The sequence below is a fragment of the Nocardioides sp. Soil805 genome (assembly GCF_001429625.1).
GTDB lineage: Bacteria > Actinomycetota > Actinomycetes > Propionibacteriales > Nocardioidaceae > Nocardioides.
Genome location: NZ_LMSU01000004.1, coordinates 61,625 through 78,983 on the forward strand (window position 1 = coordinate 61,625; position 17,359 = coordinate 78,983).

Annotated in this window: 18 protein-coding genes; 10 read left to right on the top strand and 8 right to left on the bottom strand. The window is 70.1% G+C overall.

What is annotated here, in order from left to right:
• Positions 1 to 5 precede the first annotated feature (5 nt).
• From ASG94_RS17720 to ASG94_RS17735, 4 genes are read right to left on the bottom strand one after another with little or no spacing between them, the layout of a single operon-like run.
• Positions 6 to 1,010: an acyltransferase family protein gene (locus tag ASG94_RS17720; protein WP_056927815.1), complete on the bottom strand. Its 1,005-nt coding sequence runs from the start codon at positions 1,008 to 1,010 to the stop codon at positions 6 to 8.
• Positions 1,007 to 1,948, bottom strand: a complete 942-nt coding sequence (locus ASG94_RS17725; RefSeq protein WP_056927816.1) for a D-alanine--D-alanine ligase family protein — start codon at positions 1,946 to 1,948, stop codon at positions 1,007 to 1,009. The genes ASG94_RS17720 and ASG94_RS17725 overlap by 4 nt, the downstream gene beginning before the upstream one ends.
• Positions 1,948 to 3,102 carry an alanine racemase gene (gene alr, locus ASG94_RS17730; RefSeq protein WP_056927817.1) on the bottom strand — a complete coding sequence of 385 codons (1,155 nt, stop codon included), beginning with the start codon at positions 3,100 to 3,102 and terminating at the stop codon, positions 1,948 to 1,950. The genes ASG94_RS17725 and alr overlap by 1 nt, the downstream gene beginning before the upstream one ends.
• Positions 3,099 to 3,725, bottom strand: a complete 627-nt coding sequence (locus tag ASG94_RS17735) for a M15 family metallopeptidase (RefSeq protein WP_056927818.1) — start codon at positions 3,723 to 3,725, stop codon at positions 3,099 to 3,101. The genes alr and ASG94_RS17735 overlap by 4 nt, the downstream gene beginning before the upstream one ends.
• Positions 3,726 to 3,943: 218 nt before the next feature.
• Here ASG94_RS17735 and ASG94_RS17745 point away from each other — a divergent pair, with 218 nt between their 5' ends.
• The 8 genes from ASG94_RS17745 to ASG94_RS17780 all read left to right on the top strand — a co-directional run bounded on the left by ASG94_RS17745 (position 3,944) and on the right by ASG94_RS17780 (position 10,277).
• Complete coding sequence (locus ASG94_RS17745) at positions 3,944 to 4,543, top strand: DUF6518 family protein (protein WP_268788631.1); 600 nt, start codon at positions 3,944 to 3,946, stop codon at positions 4,541 to 4,543.
• A gap of 876 nt (positions 4,544 to 5,419) precedes the next feature.
• The gene (locus ASG94_RS17750; protein ID WP_056927821.1) at positions 5,420 to 6,121 is read left to right on the top strand and encodes a hydrolase; all 702 of its coding nucleotides are present in this window, start codon (positions 5,420 to 5,422) and stop codon (positions 6,119 to 6,121) included.
• A gap of 50 nt (positions 6,122 to 6,171) precedes the next feature.
• Positions 6,172 to 7,464 (top strand): glutaminase, encoded by a 1,293-nt coding sequence (locus ASG94_RS17755; RefSeq protein WP_056927976.1) that lies wholly within the window; start codon positions 6,172 to 6,174, stop codon positions 7,462 to 7,464.
• Positions 7,465 to 7,488: 24 nt separating this feature from the next.
• On the top strand, positions 7,489 to 7,854 hold the full coding sequence (locus tag ASG94_RS17760; protein WP_162260838.1) for a nuclear transport factor 2 family protein: 366 nt from the start codon (positions 7,489 to 7,491) through the stop codon (positions 7,852 to 7,854).
• Positions 7,851 to 8,192 (top strand): GNAT family N-acetyltransferase, encoded by a 342-nt coding sequence (locus ASG94_RS17765; protein WP_200958184.1) that lies wholly within the window; start codon positions 7,851 to 7,853, stop codon positions 8,190 to 8,192. Before ASG94_RS17760 ends, ASG94_RS17765 begins: the two co-directional genes overlap by 4 nt.
• Before the next feature lies 1 nt (position 8,193).
• Positions 8,194 to 8,439 (top strand): (4Fe-4S)-binding protein, encoded by a 246-nt coding sequence (locus ASG94_RS17770; protein ID WP_056927823.1) that lies wholly within the window; start codon positions 8,194 to 8,196, stop codon positions 8,437 to 8,439.
• Positions 8,440 to 8,533: 94 nt separating this feature from the next.
• Complete coding sequence (locus ASG94_RS17775; RefSeq protein ID WP_082624322.1) at positions 8,534 to 9,364, top strand: alpha/beta fold hydrolase; 831 nt, start codon at positions 8,534 to 8,536, stop codon at positions 9,362 to 9,364.
• Between the two features lie 76 nt (positions 9,365 to 9,440).
• Entirely contained in the window at positions 9,441 to 10,277 is an 837-nt protein-coding gene (locus ASG94_RS17780) for an NmrA family NAD(P)-binding protein (RefSeq protein WP_056927824.1), read from the top strand.
• Positions 10,278 to 10,568: 291 nt separating this feature from the next.
• On the opposite strand, the gene ASG94_RS17785 is transcribed toward ASG94_RS17780, so the two are convergent.
• The gene (locus tag ASG94_RS17785; RefSeq protein ID WP_082624323.1) at positions 10,569 to 11,894 is read right to left on the bottom strand and encodes a tyrosine-type recombinase/integrase; all 1,326 of its coding nucleotides are present in this window, start codon (positions 11,892 to 11,894) and stop codon (positions 10,569 to 10,571) included.
• Complete coding sequence (locus ASG94_RS17790) at positions 11,891 to 12,151, bottom strand: helix-turn-helix domain-containing protein (protein ID WP_056927826.1); 261 nt, start codon at positions 12,149 to 12,151, stop codon at positions 11,891 to 11,893. The genes ASG94_RS17785 and ASG94_RS17790 overlap by 4 nt, the downstream gene beginning before the upstream one ends.
• 148 nt (positions 12,152 to 12,299) lie before the next feature.
• On the opposite strand from ASG94_RS17790, the gene ASG94_RS17795 reads away from it, so the two are divergent.
• Positions 12,300 to 13,010 carry an HAD family hydrolase gene (locus ASG94_RS17795; RefSeq protein WP_268788632.1) on the top strand — a complete coding sequence of 237 codons (711 nt, stop codon included), beginning with the start codon at positions 12,300 to 12,302 and terminating at the stop codon, positions 13,008 to 13,010.
• A gap of 34 nt (positions 13,011 to 13,044) precedes the next feature.
• On the opposite strand, the gene ASG94_RS17800 is transcribed toward ASG94_RS17795, so the two are convergent.
• Positions 13,045 to 14,241, bottom strand: coding sequence for a site-2 protease family protein (locus tag ASG94_RS17800; RefSeq protein WP_082624324.1), 1,197 nt, complete (start codon positions 14,239 to 14,241; stop codon positions 13,045 to 13,047).
• 198 nt (positions 14,242 to 14,439) lie between these two features.
• Positions 14,440 to 15,348, bottom strand: a complete 909-nt coding sequence (locus ASG94_RS17805; RefSeq protein WP_056927829.1) for a RecB family exonuclease — start codon at positions 15,346 to 15,348, stop codon at positions 14,440 to 14,442.
• A 55-nt stretch (positions 15,349 to 15,403) separates the two neighbouring features.
• Here ASG94_RS17805 and ASG94_RS17810 point away from each other — a divergent pair, with 55 nt between their 5' ends.
• Positions 15,404 to 16,564, top strand: a complete 1,161-nt coding sequence (locus ASG94_RS17810) for a site-2 protease family protein (RefSeq protein WP_082624325.1) — start codon at positions 15,404 to 15,406, stop codon at positions 16,562 to 16,564.
• Positions 16,565 to 17,359: the final 795 nt, after the last annotated feature.

Below are 17,359 nucleotides of genomic sequence, written 5' to 3' on the forward strand. Positions count from 1 at the left end.
GCTGGTCATGGCCGCGCTGGTTCTGGAGCTCGTCGGTGCTGGACCGGGCGCTCGACCACGTGCCAGCTCGCCGCGGCAGCGACCACGGTGAGCGCCATGGCCGACGGACCAGCGAGCTCGCCCCACGAGGGGCGGAGCCAGAGGGTGAGCGGATAGTTCCAGAGATACGCGCCGTATGAGACCGTGCCGAGCCATGCCAGCGCCCGCAGCCACGGCGTCGACACGTCCCTCCAGGTGCACCAGGAGACCAGCAGGACCGCCGTCAGGGCCGCGATGGCGGGACCTCCTGCCAGGTAGGTGAGCGCGTGTCCCCGCAATGGAATCACGCTCAGCACACCCAGCGCCGCCAAGGAGGGCATCACCAGCAAGGGCGGCACGCACAGGCGGTGCTGGAGAATCCGCGTGCTGGCCCCGATGACGAAGCAGAGTGCCCACGAGGTCGGCAGCGAGTAGGCGAGATCCGGGGCCTCTCGCAGCCACAGCACCGTGGCCACACAGGCGACGGTGCAAGCTGTCGCGGCTAGCACCAGGGCCGCGCCGACTCGCTGTCGTGCGGCGGCCAGGGCCAGCACGGCCGGCCAGAAGAGGTAGAACTGCTCCTCGGTCGCCAGGGTCCAGAGGTGGAAGGTGGCTTCGCTGGCATGGCCGAACGGCAGGTTCCCTGTCCAGGTGAGCGCCACCAGCACGGTCTTCACCAGCTGGTCACGGTCGTCCAGCGGGTCCACGGCCAGGGTGACGATCACGACCCCAGCGACCAGCGCCACCAGCGCCGGCACCAGGCGCCGCGCACGGCGGACGTAGAAGCGACGGAGGTCCACCGTCCCTGTCCGCTCGATCTCGCCCAGCAGCACACCGGTGATGAGGTAGCCGCTGAGGGCGAAGAACATCACCACCCCGACCACGCCTGCCCCCGGGAAGACAGTGGGCAGAGCATGCCTCAGCATCACCAGGGCGATGGCGATCCCCCGTAGGACGTCGAGCCCGGCCATCCGCGCTGTCGGCTCTCTCATCCTTCGATCACGTCGCGGACCATCAGGTCGAGCAGGTCACCGTACGACGTGCCGGCTGCGGCGAACATCCGCGGCACTTGGGACTGCTCGGTGAACCCCGGCATCGTGTTGACCTCGTTGAGCACCGGGCCCTCGGCGGTCAGGAAGAAGTCGACCCGAGCCAGGCCCGCGCACCCGAGCGCGTCGTACATGGCGACGGCCGCCTCGGTCAAGGCTGCTGTCTCGGCCTCGGTGAGGTGGGCAGGCACCGTGAACGTGGAGCTTCCGCCGTACTTGGCCTCGAAGTCGAACATGCCGTCGACCCTGATCTCGAGGGTCGGCGCCACCACTCGGAGTCCCCCGGGCCGGCCGAGCACGGCGACGTCGATCTCACGACCCGACACCACTTCCTCCACCAGCACACGGTCGTCGAGCGCCAGCGCCGAGGCGAGAGCAGGCTCGAGGCCGTCGGGCACCGAGACCATCGAGACGCCGTGGCTCGACCCCGCGGCGACCGGCTTCACGACGACCGGCCGGGTCCAGGCGTACGACCCGGCCGTGGTTGCGGTCAGCAAGCGACCCGGGGCGGTGGCGATGCCCACCGACTGCGCGACCAGCTTCGTCGTCCACTTGTCCATGGCGATCGCTCCCGCCCGGACACCGGAGCCGACGTACGGCACCCGGGCGAGCTCGCAGAGCGCCGCCAGGGTGCCGTCCTCACCCCGAGGACCGTGCACCGCCGGGACAGCTACCGCGCAGGTGCTTAGCACACGCACGGCGTCGGCCAGTTCGATTCTTCGCCCCGCGGCGTCGCGCCACGTCCCGTCGGTCTCGATCGTCAGCGGGACGACCTCGTGCCCCTGGCTCCGCAAGGCATCCGAGATGCCAGCCGCGGACGCGAGTGAGACATCGTGCTCGCAGTTCTGGCCGCCGCCGATCACTGCCACCCGGATCCGCATCACACGGTCCGCAGGACGTCGGGGCGCGTTGCAGCGACGCTCGTCGTGCGTTGCAGGCGCGCCCCGAGGCCGGTGACGATCTCGTGTTCGATCGTGTCGGCCCACGCAGCCCACTCCCGCACAGTCGGCTCTCCGGCATGTCCGGGACCCAGGATCACGACGTCGTCGCCGAGGGTGACCGCTGCGTCGCCCAGGTCCACGACGGCCATGTCCATGGAGATGCGGCCGACGAGAGGGCGACGCTGACCCCCTACCAGCACCTCGGCCCGCCCCGAGGCGATCCGCGGCAGCCCGTCGGCGTACCCGACCGGCAGGAGCCCCAGGCGTGTCGCGGCAGGTGCCGTCCACGCGTGGCCGTAGCCGACGGGCGTGCCGGCACCTACGGTGCGGACGCTCACGAGTGGGGCGCGCAAGGTGAGCGCAGGCTTGAGGGCAACCGTCCGGGAGGGGTCGATGCCCACGAGTCCCGCGCCGATCCGGCTCATCGTGTGGTGGGCGTCGGGATCGGTGAGGGTGGCGGCCGTGGCCGCGAGGTGCCGGTGCTGCGGGCGCAGCCCCGCCGACCACGCGGTCCCAACGCCCCAGTCGAAGAGCTGGCGCGCCGTACGGTTGCACTCCTCCGACGGGTCGTCAGCGCAGCCCAAGTGCCCCATCACTCCGACGACCTGAAGCCGCCCCCGTCGTTCCGCGACCCTCGCGGCCCGGCAGAGCTCGGCCCAGTCGCTGGGCGAGGCCCCGTCCCTGGCCATCCCCGTGTCGAGGTGGAGGTGGATCCGCGCCCCGGTGGTCGTACGCTCGATCGCCTCCAGGTGGTCCACGGACGGAACGGCCAGCTCCACGTCGTAACGCACGGCCAGGTCCCAGTCCGCACCCTTGGCGTTGAGCCAGCTCAGCACCGGTGCTGTGAGGCCGTCGAACCGCAACCCCACCGCCTCGCCGATGCTGGTCACGCCCAGGCGGGTCGCGCCGTTGGCGAGAGCCGTCCGCGCGACGTCAGCAGCTCCGTGGCCGAGCCCATCGGCCTTGACGACAGCCATGATCTCGCCCGCAGCACGACCGACGAAGAGGCGCGTGTTCGCTGCCACGGCATCCAGGTCGATACTGAGCCGCGGGCCCACGACATGATTGGTGGGAGCGATCGACACAGCGTTCATGCCGCGTCGCTCCGCACGTCCACGGGTCCGTAGAGCGCTGCCGGTGCGCCGGTCAGCAGGGCCCAGTAGCGGTCCCCATACGACCAATGCCACCACTCGGTCGGATAGTTGACGAGACCCGCACGCGTGAGCGCGGCGGCCAGGATGTCGCGGCGCGCCCGCGCCTCGTTGCTGATGCCGTCGGCTGCGAAGTAGCACGCACCGTCGGACTGCTCCGGGGTCGCATCGATCTGGGTCCCGAGGTCGAGCATTGTCCTGTTCCCGTCGACGAGGGTCAGGTCGACTGCTGCTCCTGCGACGTGGGGTGCCACCGCGATCGGGGCGACGAACCGGCTGGTGAGGTGGTGCAGCTCGGCGGTGGAGGCGCCCGGATGGGCCGCGCGGACCTCGTCCGAGTAGCGCGCGATGATCGAGTGTTGCGCCGCAGCTGGACGGTGCCCCTCCACGACGTCCAGCTCGACGTCGGACGGCAGCAGGCGCTGCGCCTCGACGAGCCGGGCTGCCAGACCGGCGCGCACGAGCGCCCTGGCCGGCCCGAACGATGCGTCTAGGGGAACCAGGGGCTCGCCCGACTCGCGCAAGGGGACGGAGGAGACCCGTGGGTCGGACAGGAGGATCGTCATGCCGTCACTGTGGAGTCTTGCCACCGGCGACCGCTTCCACCTGGGGTACCTGCTGGATGTCCTACAGGCTCGACACTCCTCCTCAAGTACCGATCTCTTGGCCGTAGGTCCAGGTCTCCGGCGTTCCGCTGGTGAGGCTCCGGCTGCACTGTTAGACAGGCCGCGTGCGTACGAACAGCGACTCCTCCACCACCACGCCCACACTCACGGCGGTCGCCGTGACCTCGATCGGATCCGTCCTGGGGGTCGCCGTCGTCGGCCTCGTCCTGGGAGCCGTGACGTCCTGGGCGCAAAGCTTTCTGCCCGACGCGTGGGCGCCGTTGGCGAACTCTCCGTCGGGATGGGCTGCCATGACGGCACTGGTGGTGATGACGTTCCGGCCCACACTGCCGTGGGGTGCCGTGTTCGGCACGGTCGGCTTCGTCTTCCTGCTCCTCGGTTACACCCTCGCCTCCGAGCTGCGAGGGCTCGCCTACGACCCCATGCTGTGGGGCGCGATCGCGTTGGTCACCGGACCCTTCATCGGCGCGGCTGCGGCGGGGGTGGTCAGTGCGCGCTCCCTGCCCGTCGCGCTCGGCTCAGGGGTCCTCGCCGGCGTGCTGGTCGCCGACGGGATCTACGGCCTCACGGTGGTGGCGGACACCACGAGCCCGGTCTACTGGACCACCGTCCTCGTGCTGGGTCTCGTCCTCTTGCTCGCGACCCCGCGGCGGCTTCGCGCCGTCGCGCCGATCGCGGTCCTGGGTGTCACGTTCCTCGCCGCGACCGTGACACTGAGCGTGGGCTCGGCGTGGCTGAACGGGCTGAACGGCGCGTGAGAGCCAGGACGGCGCCGAGTGCTGGCGCCGTGCAACGCGTGAGCTCCCGGCAATGGGAGAATTGGACCTGTTCACGGCGGTTCCGGCGGGCCACGGGGACGGGGCGAGTCTCCCGGTCGTCGTGGTCCTCCACGGCTAGAGCGCGTCTGCGGCCGACCTGCGCGACTTCGGCCTCGGTCGTTCCGTCGCCGCCGCAGTCGAGGCCGGAACCCCGCCCTTCGTGCTGGGGCACTGACGACGGACCTGCGGGCCGGGTCCCGAGCGGGAGCGTCGATCCTCACCGGATGCTGCGCGACGAACTGCCACGTTGGCTTGCCGGGCGTGGGTACGCCGTCGAGCGGCGGGCCCTGTGGAATTGGTGTCGTGGCGCGTACGGCGCTCTGCGGTTCGCGGTCGACAACCCGGCTGAGCGCCGGCCCTGGCGCTCTTCAGTCCAGGCATCGGACCGACGACCCGCTGCTCCTTCGACCTAGGAGCCCTGGGCAGAGCGTCCGTGGGGCCTGTGGTGCGGGAACTGGGACCCTGTTCGGGACGGAGCCCTCGCCCTGGCCGCCGCTGCGCCGGTGCCCCCTGATCCGGGGGTCACGGGCGACGGCGTCCACACGCGGGCCTACTGGAACGACCCCCACCCTCGAGATGTTGTGCTGGCTCGCGGGGAACCTGCAGCTGTGCGTCACACCGCCTTCGGTGCCCGTCTGTGATGACACAGGTGCTTCTCGGTGGGCTTCTAAGGGTGCAGTACCGACGCGACGTCCCCTCGAGCGATGCGACCGTGGTGTCGCGAGCGGCGGACGACCGTGTCCGAGGACCGAGGCAAGCGCCTCCGGTCCCCTGACGCGCTCCGCCGGCGAACAACGCGACCGGAGGAGAGCGCCCATGACCACCGTGCCGTCCATCCGCACGAAGGTGGATCCCGAGCCGATCCGCGACCCCCGCACCGATCATCTCCTGACACCTCAGAACTGCACCATCGCGCTCATCGACTATCAGGAGGGCCAGTACGCGACCGTCGGTTCCACCACCAGGGACGAGATCAACCTCGGCGTGGTGACGCTGGCACAGCTGGCCCGCGCCTATGAGATCCCGACTGTCGTGACCACGGTCGCGGTGGGAATGAGGGTGCACGAGCCGACGCTCGACGAGATCACCCGTGAGCTCCCCGGCATCACCGAGATCGACCGGACCGGTGTGAACTCCTGGGAGGACGCGGACTTCCGTGCCGCCATCGAGGCCACGGGACGCAAGAAGATCGTGATGGCCGGGCTGTGGACGGAGGTCTGCCTCACCTTCCCGACCCTGGACATGCTCGCCGAGGGCTACGAGATCTACCCCGTGGTCGACGCGGTGGGAGGCGTCTCGACCGTGACCCACCAGGCAGCCCTCGACCGCATGGTCCAGGCCGGAGCACGGCCGATCACCTCGCTGGCACTCGGTTGCGAGCTCATGCGCAACTGGGCCCGCCCAGATGCCGAGCGATACCGAACCGTCATCAACGACTACTTCCGTCGCAAGCGTGAGGCAGGGCAGTCCTCGGGCGACCTGTTCTCCTCAGAAGCGCACCCCGAGAGGAAGACCTGATGACCCAGGATTTCGACGACAGCACGGGCGCGCCCGTGACGGGCAGGATGATGCGCTCACCGATTCCTGACTACCTGGCCGAGGCCATCACAGCTGTCGAGTCGGACACGTCCGGTGCCCCGGCGGGATACATCCCCGAGCTCGCACGAGCCGATCCCGAGCGCGTCGCCGCCGTCTTCGCGACCGTCGACGGCCAGGTCTACGGCGCCGGCGACGTCGACGTGGAGCTCACCATCCAGTCGATCTCCAAGCCCTTCGTCTACGCGCTCGCCCTTGCTGATCGCGGCCTGGACGCGGTGCTGGCCAAGGTGGGCGTCGAACCGTCGGGGGAGGCCTTCAACGAGATCTCGCTGGAGGCCGGCACGGGACGTCCCCTCAATCCCATGATCAACGCTGGGGCGATCACCACGCACTCGCTCGCCGGACCCGAAGGCCTGGATGCGACCGGCCGCATGGAGCGGGTGATCATCGGTTTGTCCGCGTTCGCCGGGCGTCGGCTGGCGATGGATGAGCCTGTGTACGTCTCGGAGAAGGCGAACGCCTGGCGCAACCTCGCCATCGCGCACATGCTCCGCAACCACGGCATCCTTGCCGAGGACCCCGCCACCGTCGTCGACGGCTACATCCGCCAGTGCTCGCTGCTGGTCACGACCCGCGATCTCGCCGTGATGGCCGCGACGTTGGCCAACCGTGGCGTCAACCCTCTCTCCGGCGAGCGGGTCGTGCCCGACCGGGTGGTGCGTCAGGTGCTGAGCGTCATGTCCACCTGTGGGATGTACGACGCCGCGGGTGACTGGGCTACGCAGGTCGGCATCCCCGCCAAGAGCGGCGTGGCCGGAGGCCTGATCGGCGCGCTTCCCGGGCAGATCGGCATCGCCACGTTCTCGCCCCGGTTGGACCTTCACGGCAACAGCGTGCGGGGGACGTCACTGTTCCAACGGTTCTCCTCTGACATGGGTCTGCACCTGATGGAGGTCCCCCCCGCTGCGCGCGCGGCCGTGCGGTCCAACCACGTCGTGGGCACCGGGCCGGGTGCGATCCGGGTGCTCCAGCTGCAGGGCGGGATCGGCTTCGCAGGAGCTGAGCGCGTGGTGCGGGAGGCAGTGGGCACAGCGGCAGCCGAGGTCAGGGTGGCGCTGGACCTCACAATGGTCAGCTCGCTCGACGACGTCGCCCGACGCATGCTGCTCGAAGTCGCTCGCAGACTCACTCTCGATGGCCACGAGGTTTACCTGGTCGACCCCGAGTCGGTCCTCCCAGATCCCGACCCGGGCGACGGCGGTCGAGCCGTCCTCATCGGGCACCTCGACGAGCTCGACGAGACCACGAGCCCGCTGCGCTGACGCAGTCGGGTGTCCCACCACCACATGAAGGAAGCCATGCACCACATGGAGAACATCGTCGCGGGACACCTCGACGCCTGGAACGCACCGGCGGGCCCGGACAGGACCCAGCTGATCGCCTCCCTGTACGCGCCTGACGTGTTTGTCGGCGAGCCGCAGGAAGCAATGCGAGGGCACGACGGCATGGAACAGGCGATCGCCCGTCTCCAGGCCCAGCTCCCACGCACCAGGATCACCCGGTCCGGACCCATCCAGGTGGCCCAGGACATGGTTACCTACCGCTGGTCGCTCGGCGCCGAGGACGGCCCGGCTGTCGCCGCCGGCCGCGACGTGCTCATCGTCGGCGGTGGCAAGGTCACCCGCCTCTACGTCGTCATCGATGCCTCGTGACCAGCACACGACGGAAGGACGAAGACGCGACAGAGGTCCAGGTCATCCACGACCCATGCCGTTCGCGGTACGCGGCCAGCGTCGACGGTGAGGCGGCTGGATTCGCCGAGTACATCGTGACCAACGAGCTGATCGTATTCACGCACACTCAGGTCGATCCGCGGATCGAGGGCGTGCGTGGGATCGGCGATGGCCCCTTTCGCGCGCTGGACGAGGTCCGCGCGGAGGGCAGGCGCAAGGTCTTGCCGCTGTGCCCCTTCATCAAGGGGTGGATCGGACGTCATCGCGAGTACCGGCCGATGGTGTACGGCGTCCCTGCGTCCACCGCGAAGGACTGACATGCCCCGAAGGACCTCTGCAGGACCGATCATCGACGTGTCGTTCGACGCGGACCTCTGCCGGCATGCCGCCGTGTGCGTCCGGGGCATGCCCGAGGTCTTCGACGTGTCCAGGCGCCCCTGGATCGATCCCGGCCAGGCCGCCACGGAGGACTCCACCCAAGCCTTGCGGCGCGTCGTGGGCAGATGCCCGTCGGGCGCACTCGACGTCGTCGAGCCCGGGACCGGACGACCCGCATCCGTGTAGTGCCACCCGCTGTCAGCACTGCACCGCCCTCACCAGCCAACCCGGACAGCGCCGTCCGGCGCTGCCCTCCCCACCACACAGGAAGCGAAATCCGATGAAGCACGCACGTCACGCAACCGCAGCCGTCACCGCCTTCGTGGCCGCGGCCGCGGTCTTGGTCACCCCGAACCTCGCCGCACACGGCACCGTGCAGCCCACGGCGAGGACTGGCTCTGCCCAGGACAGGCCCACGATCGTCCTCGTCCACGGCGCCTTCGCGGACTCGTCCAGCTGGAACGGCGTGACGAAGCGCCTCCTCAGCGACGGCTACGACGTGGTCGCGGTGGCCAACCCGCTCCGTGACCTCGACGGCGACGCCGCAGCCGTCCGTTCGGTGCTGAGCACCGTCGAGGGTCCCGTCGTTCTCGTTGGTCACTCCTACGGCGGCGCGGTCATCACCAACGCCACACGTGGCAACGACGCCATCGAGGCACTCGTCTACGTCGCGGGCTTCGCCCCCGACGAAGGCGAGTCGGCAGGGGAGCTTGCGGCGCTCTATCCGGGAAGCACCCTGGGAGAGACGCTCCTGGAGACGTCGCTCCCCGACGGGAGCGTCGACCTAGCGATCAAGCCAGAGCTGTTCCGTCGACAGTTCGCCGCAGACGTCCCAGCACCCACCGCACGCCTGATGGCGGTGTCGCAGCGACCGATCACGACCGCAGCGCTGACCGATGCCTCTGGCAGGCCTGCCTGGAAGAGCGCGCCCAGCTACTTCCTCATCCCCGGGCGCGACAAGAACATCCCGCCCGCCGCACAGGAGTTCATGGCCCGCCGCGCCGGCGCGACGGTCGTACGACTGCCGAAGGCCTCGCACGCGGTCCCCGTGTCCCGACCGATCGTGACCGCCAAGCTCATCGAGCGGGCAGCGGAGGCGAAGGGTTTGTGACGACGCGCTGACACCCAGCGGCCACAACCATGCTCGGACCAGTGAGGTCACGAGCGTCCAACCGAGGGAGGCTTTTATGACCAACGTATTCATCACCGGCGTCCGCGCGAAGACCGGAGCTCCCCTGGCACGCCTGCTCGCGGGCGAGCCTGACGTCTATGTTCGCGGCGGCAGTGCCCAACCAGCTTCGGTTGACCTGCCCGGCGTCGAACCTGTCCGTTTCTCGTGGGACGACCCGACGAGCTGGGTGAGCGCCGTTGAAGGTGTGGATGCCATCTTCGTCGTGCGCCCCGACCGGGCTGACGCACCCCACCTCATCAAGCAACTGATCTCCGAGACTCCGCCGCACACCCACGTCGTTCTGCTCTCGGAGCTTGACGGCGGCTACTTCAGGCCTGGCGACTGGGCTCCGCGGGTTGAGCGAGCGGTCCTACAAAGTGGTCGCACGTGGACGATCCTGCGTCCTGGGTGGTTCTCCCAGGTCTTCGCCGACGAGCGGTTCATGCTTGATGACATCCGATCCGGCAGGCTGCCGTTCCCCTCCGAGGGCCAGCGCATCGCCTGGATCGACGCTCGAGACATCGCTGCCGTCGCGGCCCGGGCCTTGCTCGATCCGGCCCTGCGCGCTCGCACGCTGGACATCACTGGCCCTGAGGCGTTGACCCTCGCCGAGACCGCCTCTGTCCTGGCAGCGGCACTTGGTAGGCCGGTCGAGTACATCGACCTCCCAATGGAGCAAGCGCTGGAGGGACGCGAGGGTTTCGACCGCGAGAACGATTTCGGTGCCTACGATCGGATTCGCCGCGGAATGGTGGCGGTCGTGGACGGCGCCGTGCAAGAGGTCCTGGGCCGTCCGGGAAGGACGTTCGCCCAGTTCGCGACCGACACGTTCGCGGGAAGCGGTCGCCTGTGACGCCGGGGGTAGGCGTTGTGCTCAACCTGGTCTCGAACAAGACTCTGGTTGCGATGCCCGGTCTCTGCAGTTGTTATTGGTCGTTCGAAGCCGCTGACAGGAGGGCTCGGAACGGGCTCGCTTTGATTCGCAAAGGCCCGCAACACCGCTCCGGCGCCCGCAGTCCCCGAGGACGGCATCGCCGCAGATCAGAGGCCGGTTTCGCCTCCCGAGCGCAACCGACTGCAAAGGATCGCGCTCACGCTCAGGATCATCGGACTCTTCCCGATGACGCAGCGCATCGGATGCGTCTCAATCAGACCGAGTCGACCCTGACTCAACCGCACCGGCTTTGCCTCCAAGGAGGTCGTCGAGTGCCGCGGCGGCACGTGACTGTGCGTCGTGGAGCAGGTGCGCGTAGGTGTTGAGCGTGACCTGCGCGCTTGCATGCCCGAGGCGTTCCTGGGCGACCTTGACCGACTGGCCGGCCTCGAAGAGCAGTGAGGCGTGGGTGTGGCGGAGTTCGTGGACGGTGAGGCGGGGGAGGTCGCGCTCGGGATGGGCTTCCCGGTAGTGCCTTTGCACCCGGAGGAACGCCCCGTGCAGTCCGGACTGGGTGGCGGCGCGGCCGGGCAGGGAAGGGAACACCGGATCGTGGGCACGAAGGCCAAACAAGGCAGTGACGTTCCCACGGCCGCCGGCCAGAAGCGCGGGTAGGACTTTTCGCCAGTCGTCGAGGATGGACGCACAGGTCCGGTCGAAGGACACGGTGCGGGGCCGTCCGCCCTTGACCGATCCGGTGACGTAGCGCTCGCCGACCGGGCGGGTCTCGTCGTAGTGGAGGGCGCGTTCGATGCGCAGCTCGCTCTTCTTGAAATTGACGTCCCCCCACCGCAGGGCGAGGAGCTCGCCGGAGCGTAGTCCCGTGCGGCTCAGGAGGATCCAGGCGCGCGCCCAGGGCTCGTCGTCGGCGAGGGCCCAGTCGCAGAACGAGGTGAGTTGCTCGACGTTCCAGATGACGAACGGCTTGACCCGCTTCGCCGTCTCGCCCCGCGGCCGGCCGGAGTGCTTGGAGTTTGCCGGGTTCCGGGCGACGATCCCTTCGTCCAGCGCCGCCAGGAAGATGGTGTTCACCCAGTTGGCGTAGCGAGCGACGGTGGAGGTGGCGAGCCCCTTCGCTCTCCGCTTCGGCGATGGCGTCTGCTTGGCGCCGTTCTCGAGGCCGCGGTAGGCGGCCGCCAGATCGGTGGCACGGATGTCGGCCATCGGAACAGGCCCGATGTAGGGGTCCATCGCGTCGAGGACGCGCTGGATGTACATCCGGGTCCCGTTTCCGACGGCGTGCCCGTCGAGCCAGCGTTGGCCGTAGGCGGCGAAGGTGTCTCGGCCGCGTGGTTGCGGCACCTGGCGCATCAGGTCGGCGCGCAGCAGGGTCAGTTCGGCGTCGGCTGCCTCGTAGCTGGTGAACCCTGCCCGCGAGTGCTTGCGATCACCGATCTCCGGGCGGGCGGGATCCACGGGAACGTTCACCTGGAAGCGCCATCGCGTCCCTGCCTTCGTGTCGTAGGGCGTGATCGACCCGGTGCCTCGGCCGCGGACGGATCGGCGTCTGGATGATCGGCGTCGGGGGTCGGTCATGCCGATTCCTCATCGCGCGGGAGCCCTGTGGTCGTGGGGTCGTCGGCTCCGAAGGCGTGAAGGAACGGGCGGCGTGGGATGAGCACCCGTCGTCCGACATGGACGGCCGGGATGGTGCCGTCGGCGATGGCGTGGTCGATGGTGCGTGGGTCCAGGCTGAGGAGGGCGGCGACCTCGGCGCGGTTGAGGACCTCTCGGTCCGTGGTGCGGGCGGCGGCCCAGGTCGTGATCGGGGTGGCGATGGTGTGGTTGCTCATGCCCCTCAGGTGCGCCGGCGGTGCCGCCGAACCTCCTCGTGGGTATCTGGATGCCGGTGGGTCGCCGCGACGATGGCCTATGCGGCACACCTTCGATTTAGGGTGGTTGATTGCATGGAACGTTGCATGAAGCGTCTGGGAGGACATTCTGAACACCGCATTTCCGGGTAAACCTGCAGGTCAGCCCCTCAATGACCCGAAGCGGTGGCCGGCGGCCGTCCTGTGGGACATGGACGGCACCCTCGTCGACACCGAGCCGTACTGGATCGAGACCGAGTACGCGATGGCCGCCAAGTACGGCGGCACCTGGTCCCAGGAGCACGCCCTCAACCTCGTCGGCAACGCGCTGCTCGACTCCGGGGTCTACATCCGCGAGCACATGGGCATCGACCGCACGCCGCAGGAGATCGTCGACGAGCTGCTGGACGGCGTCGTCGAGCGGGTACGTCGCGAGGTGCCGTGGCGCCCGGGCGGTCGTGAGCTGCTGGCCGACCTCCGCGCCCACGACGTGCCGTGCGCGCTGGTGACCATGTCGTGGATGCGCTTCGTGGAGCCCATCCTCGAGCACCTGCCGCAGGACACCTTCGGCACCGTCGTGACCGGTGACCGGGTCGAGTTCGGCAAGCCGCACCCCGAGCCCTACCTCAAGGCGGCCGCGGACCTCGGCGTCGAGCCGGGGAAGTGTGTGGCCGTGGAGGACTCCAACACCGGCGCCAAGTCGGCGGAGTCCGCCGGGTGCCTGGTGCTGTGCGTGCCCAACCACGTGCCGATCCTGGAGGGGCAGCGCCGGGTCTTCGTCGAGACGCTGGCCGGGCTGGACACCGCGTCGCTCACGGCGCTCACCGACAGAGCCCTCTGACCCCCGCGGTCCGATCCCCGCCGTCGGGGCCCTGTCACGGCAGGTCGTGCGGCGCCGTCCGCCAGCCCAGGGCCGAGAGGTGGACGGCCCTGCTCAGCTCCAGCGTCGTGACCAGGCCGATCGGGCGGCCCGCCTGCTCGACGACGGCGACACCGTCGAGCGGACGGATCCGTGCCGCGACCTCGGCCGCGTCGATGTCCGGGTCGATGACGAGCGGGGAGGCGTGCCGAGCCGCGAGAGCGTCGATCCGGACGATGCCGCGCTGGGCGGCCGGCACCCTCTCGAGGTCGGCGAGGGTGACGACGCCGGCAGTACGGCCGTCCAGGTCCTGGACCGGGAAGATCCCGGCCGCGATGTGGGCCGGGGACAGCTGCGCGACGAGCTGCTCGACGGTCCACCACGAGAACGCCGGGACCGCGACGGGCGTCATGACGTCGGCGGCCGTCAGGCCGCTCAGATGGGTGTCGCCCGCTGCGGTCCGCTCCGCGTTGGCGCCACTGATGATGAACCAGCCGATCAGGAGGAGCCACAGGCCCTCCGCGTACCCGCTCAGAGTGTTGAGCACCCCGACGGCGACGAGGACGTAGCCCAGGAGCCGTCCCGCGTGTGCGGCGACGACCGTGGCCCGGTCACGGTCCCGGTAGCGCCACCACATCAGTGCACGCAGCACTCGGCCGCCGTCGAGCGGTGCTCCGGGGAGCAGGTTGAAGACCCCCAGCAGGACGCTGACCGAGGCGAGCCAGACGAGTGCGGTGCCGACCAGGCCCGAGGTCCCCACGACAAGGGCCAGGGCAGCGCTGACGGCGCCGAGCACCAGGCTCATGGCCGGGCCGGCGAGGGCGACGAAGAGCTCTGCCCGCGCGGTCGGACTGGGGCCGCCGAGGTCGGTGACGCCGCCGAGCATCCACAGCGTGATCCGCTTGACCCGCATGCCGTGGGCGCGGGCCACCAGGGCGTGCGCCAGCTCGTGGGCGAGGAGGGTGAAGACGAAGACCACCGTCGTCGCGACTGCCACCAGCCAGTACGCGGCCCGGGTGTCGCCCGGGTGCGCCTGCGGCAGGCTGCTGGTCGCCAGCAGGGTGGCGAAGAGTCCCACCACGAGGAGGACGGACCAGTGGGCCCGGACCTCGACTCCGCCCCAGTGTCCCAGGGACACGCTCCCGGGCAGCCCGCGCTCCTCGACCTCGTCCCGGCGGCCGGGAGGTCTGGTCGCACCTGTCGGTCTCGCCATCACGTCGTCCTTCGTACCTCGCCGTCCGGTGCGGGAGCGTCGTCGCGTCCTTCACGTCCAGACCAGCCGATGGATCGCGGGCGGACCAGAGGCCTTCGTCATGCGACGGGCGGCCGAGGGGCCTTCGGCCGCCTGCACTGGGGACGGCACGGTCGGACCGCACGTCGACGCAGGGGGTGGCGCGCGCCACGGGCTTGATCAGGGTGTGGCGGTGACGCCCTCGTCGGTGTCGAGGTCCCCGGACGGGTCCGGGACGGGGACCCGCTCGGGCAGCGGCGGTGGCGTGCCGCCGTACGACGGGCAGAACGGCTTGTAGCTGCACCAGCCGCAGAGCTTGGACGGGCTGGGACGCCACTCGCCCGTCTCCTCGCACTCCTGGATCGCGCGCCACACGGCCTCGACCTTGCGCTCGGTGGCGAGCAGGTCGGCCTCGTCCGGCTCGTAGCGCAGGATCTCGCCGTTGCCGAGGTAGACCAGCTGGAGCACGCTCGGGAGCACGCCGCGGGTGCGCCAGACGACCAGCGCGTAGAACTTCATCTGGAACAGCGCCTTGGCCTCGAAGCCGAGGCCGGGAGCCCGACCGGTCTTGTAGTCCACCACCCGCACGCGTCCGTCGGGGGCGACGTCGAGGCGGTCGACGAAGCCGCGCAGCAGCAGCTTGCTGTCCAGCACCGTCTCGACGTAGAGCTCGCGCTCGGCGGGCTCGAGGCGGCGCGGGTCCTCGAGGGTGAAGTAGCGGTCGAGGACCTCACGGCACGAGACCAGCCAGGAGGCGACGTCGGGGCCCTCGGCGCCGAACATCTCGGCCACGCCGGGCTCGGCCTCGAGCAGCGCCTCCCACGAGGGGACGAGCATGTCGGCGGCCACGTCCGGAGTGCGGTCGGTCGCGGGCAGGTCGAAGAGGTCCTCGAGGACCTTGTGCACGACGGTGCCCCGGACGGCGTCCGGCGACGGCTGCTCGGGCAGGCGGTCGATGGTGCGGAACCGGTACATCAGCGGGCAGGTCATGAAGTCGCCCGCCCGGCTCGGCGAGAGGGCCCCCAGCACGTCGACGCCGTCGACCGGCGTGGACACGCGGTCGGCGGGTGAGGGGGCGGGTGTGCTCATGCGCCGCACCCTAGGTGACCCCACCGACATCGCGGTCCGCGGCTAGGCTCGTGGAGTGACCGAGACTCCTCCGCCGGCCGATCGACGACCTGCGGATCGACCGCGCCCCGCGGGGACGTTGCGCGTCGGCTCGGTCTCCGGGATCGACGTCCTGGTCACCGGCTCCTGGTTCCTGGTCGCCGCCCTGATCGCCTTCGCCATCGCACCGCGCATCGAGCTGGCGCAACCGGGGCTCGGTGTCTTCAAGTACGTCGCGGGCCTGGTCTTCGCGGTCATGCTCTACCTCGCGGTCCTGGTGCACGAGGCGTCGCACGCGCTGGTCGCCCAGCGCTACGGCTACGTCGTCAACTCGATCACCCTGCACTTCCTGGGCGGGATGACGGAGATCGACGGGGCGGCACGCAAGCCGCGGCAGGAGTTCTGGATCGCCGTCGTCGGCCCGCTGGCCTCGATCGCCGTGGGCCTCGTGGCGGCGGCCGCCTGGTTCGTGGTGCCCGAGGGGCTGGTCCAGGTCACGATCGAGGGGCTGGCCGGCGCCAACCTGCTCATCGGCGTGCTCAACCTCGTTCCCGGCCTGCCGCTGGACGGTGGGCGGGTCCTCAAGGCCGTCGTGTGGCGCGTCTCCGGCAACGAGCACCGGGGCACGCTGGTCGCCGGCTGGGGAGGACGGCTCACCGCCGTCGCGGTGCTGCTCTGGCCTCTGCTTCAGCGCGAGCTGTTCGACATCGAGCCGACGCTCTTCGACTACGTGCTCGTGTTCGTGCTCGCCGTGTTCCTGTGGACCGGCGCGACCGCTGCGATGGCCCAGGCGCGGCTGCGCCGGCGCCTGCCGCACCTGGTCGCGCGCCCGCTGGCGCGTCGTACCCTCACGGTCCCGGAGGACCTGCCGCTCGCCGAGGCCGTACGACGCGCGCACGAGGCCGGGGCCGGGAGCATCGTCACCACCACGGGCTCGGGACGGGCCACCGGCATCGTCAACGAGGCGGCCGTGCAGGCCACGCCGGTCGAGCGGCGGCCGTGGATGGCCGTCTCCACGGTCGCGCGCACGCTCGAGGACGGGCTCTCGCTGCCGGCGACCATCGCGGGGGAGGAGCTGATCCTGGCCATCAGCCGTCGCCCCGCCGACGAGTACCTCCTGCTCGAGGAGGACGGCCAGATCTGCGGGGTCCTCGTCACCGCCGACGTCGACAAGGCGTTCCGGGAGACCGCGCGCTGAGTGCCGAGAGGGCACTTCCTGTCGTCTGGATGGTGCCGACCGGGCACTTCCTGGCGCGTAGGACACGCCGAGCGGGCAGTTCCTGACACCTGGCTCACGCCGACCGGGCAGTTGTTGGCGCGTAGGACACGCCGAGCGGGCACTTTCGTGCGCGTGGACGGTGCCGACCTCCCCCCTTTCGTGCGCGTGGACGGTGCCGACCTCCCCCCTTTCGTGCGCGTGGACGGTGCCGCCCCCCCTTTCGTGCAGTCCCGTACGCCGTCCGGCGCAGGTCTCTTCCCGGGTTCTCGCGGTCGGTGGGACCGGTCGGAACTGGTGTCCACATGCCGGTCGCGTCGGCTGTTTCCGGGGTGTGGTTGTCGGTGGTCCCTGCTTGGCTTGAGCCATGACGTCGACCGCTGCACCTGCGCTGCCGGAGACCCCGGCTGCGTTGCTGCGGGCGGTGCGTGACCAGAAGAAGGCGGCCGACCGGGCCGACGTCGAGATGATGCGTCTCGGTGTCCATTGGGCCGACCTGCACCTGGCGGATCCGGAGTTCGCGGAGGCGTGCTTCACCTCGCCGAAGACGTTCGCGGGTGAGGGGTCGCCGGCGATCGACGAGTTCTGCGTGCNNGTGCAGGCGGGCCTTGTCGCGGGGTGGCGGGCACGGTTGGTCGCCGACACGACCATCGACCTTTCCCTGGAAGCGGCGACGTATGTCGATGGGCAGGTGTTCTGGTGTGCGTCGCGGCTGACGCCCGCGCAGCTGGGGCGGGTGGTGGACGAGGCCCGGGTTCGGTTCATGCCCGATCAGGT

Coding starts and splice junctions, on each gene's coding strand:
- ASG94_RS17750 (WP_056927821.1), top strand. CDS start 5,420: ATGACCACCGTGCCGTCCATCCGCACGAAGGTGGATCCCGAGCCGATC.
- ASG94_RS17800 (WP_082624324.1), bottom strand. CDS start 14,241: ATGGCGAGACCGACAGGTGCGACCAGACCTCCCGGCCGCCGGGACGAG.
- alr (WP_056927817.1), bottom strand. CDS start 3,102: ATGAACGCTGTGTCGATCGCTCCCACCAATCATGTCGTGGGCCCGCGG.
- ASG94_RS17720 (WP_056927815.1), bottom strand. CDS start 1,010: ATGAGAGAGCCGACAGCGCGGATGGCCGGGCTCGACGTCCTACGGGGG.
- ASG94_RS17755 (WP_056927976.1), top strand. CDS start 6,172: ATGCGCTCACCGATTCCTGACTACCTGGCCGAGGCCATCACAGCTGTC.
- ASG94_RS17725 (WP_056927816.1), bottom strand. CDS start 1,948: ATGCGGATCCGGGTGGCAGTGATCGGCGGCGGCCAGAACTGCGAGCAC.
- ASG94_RS17790 (WP_056927826.1), bottom strand. CDS start 12,151: ATGAGCAACCACACCATCGCCACCCCGATCACGACCTGGGCCGCCGCC.
- ASG94_RS17760 (WP_162260838.1), top strand. CDS start 7,489: ATGAAGGAAGCCATGCACCACATGGAGAACATCGTCGCGGGACACCTC.
- ASG94_RS17735 (WP_056927818.1), bottom strand. CDS start 3,725: ATGACGATCCTCCTGTCCGACCCACGGGTCTCCTCCGTCCCCTTGCGC.
- ASG94_RS17775 (WP_082624322.1), top strand. CDS start 8,534: ATGAAGCACGCACGTCACGCAACCGCAGCCGTCACCGCCTTCGTGGCC.
- ASG94_RS17785 (WP_082624323.1), bottom strand. CDS start 11,894: ATGACCGACCCCCGACGCCGATCATCCAGACGCCGATCCGTCCGCGGC.
- ASG94_RS17770 (WP_056927823.1), top strand. CDS start 8,194: ATGCCCCGAAGGACCTCTGCAGGACCGATCATCGACGTGTCGTTCGAC.
- ASG94_RS17780 (WP_056927824.1), top strand. CDS start 9,441: ATGACCAACGTATTCATCACCGGCGTCCGCGCGAAGACCGGAGCTCCC.
- ASG94_RS17805 (WP_056927829.1), bottom strand. CDS start 15,348: ATGAGCACACCCGCCCCCTCACCCGCCGACCGCGTGTCCACGCCGGTC.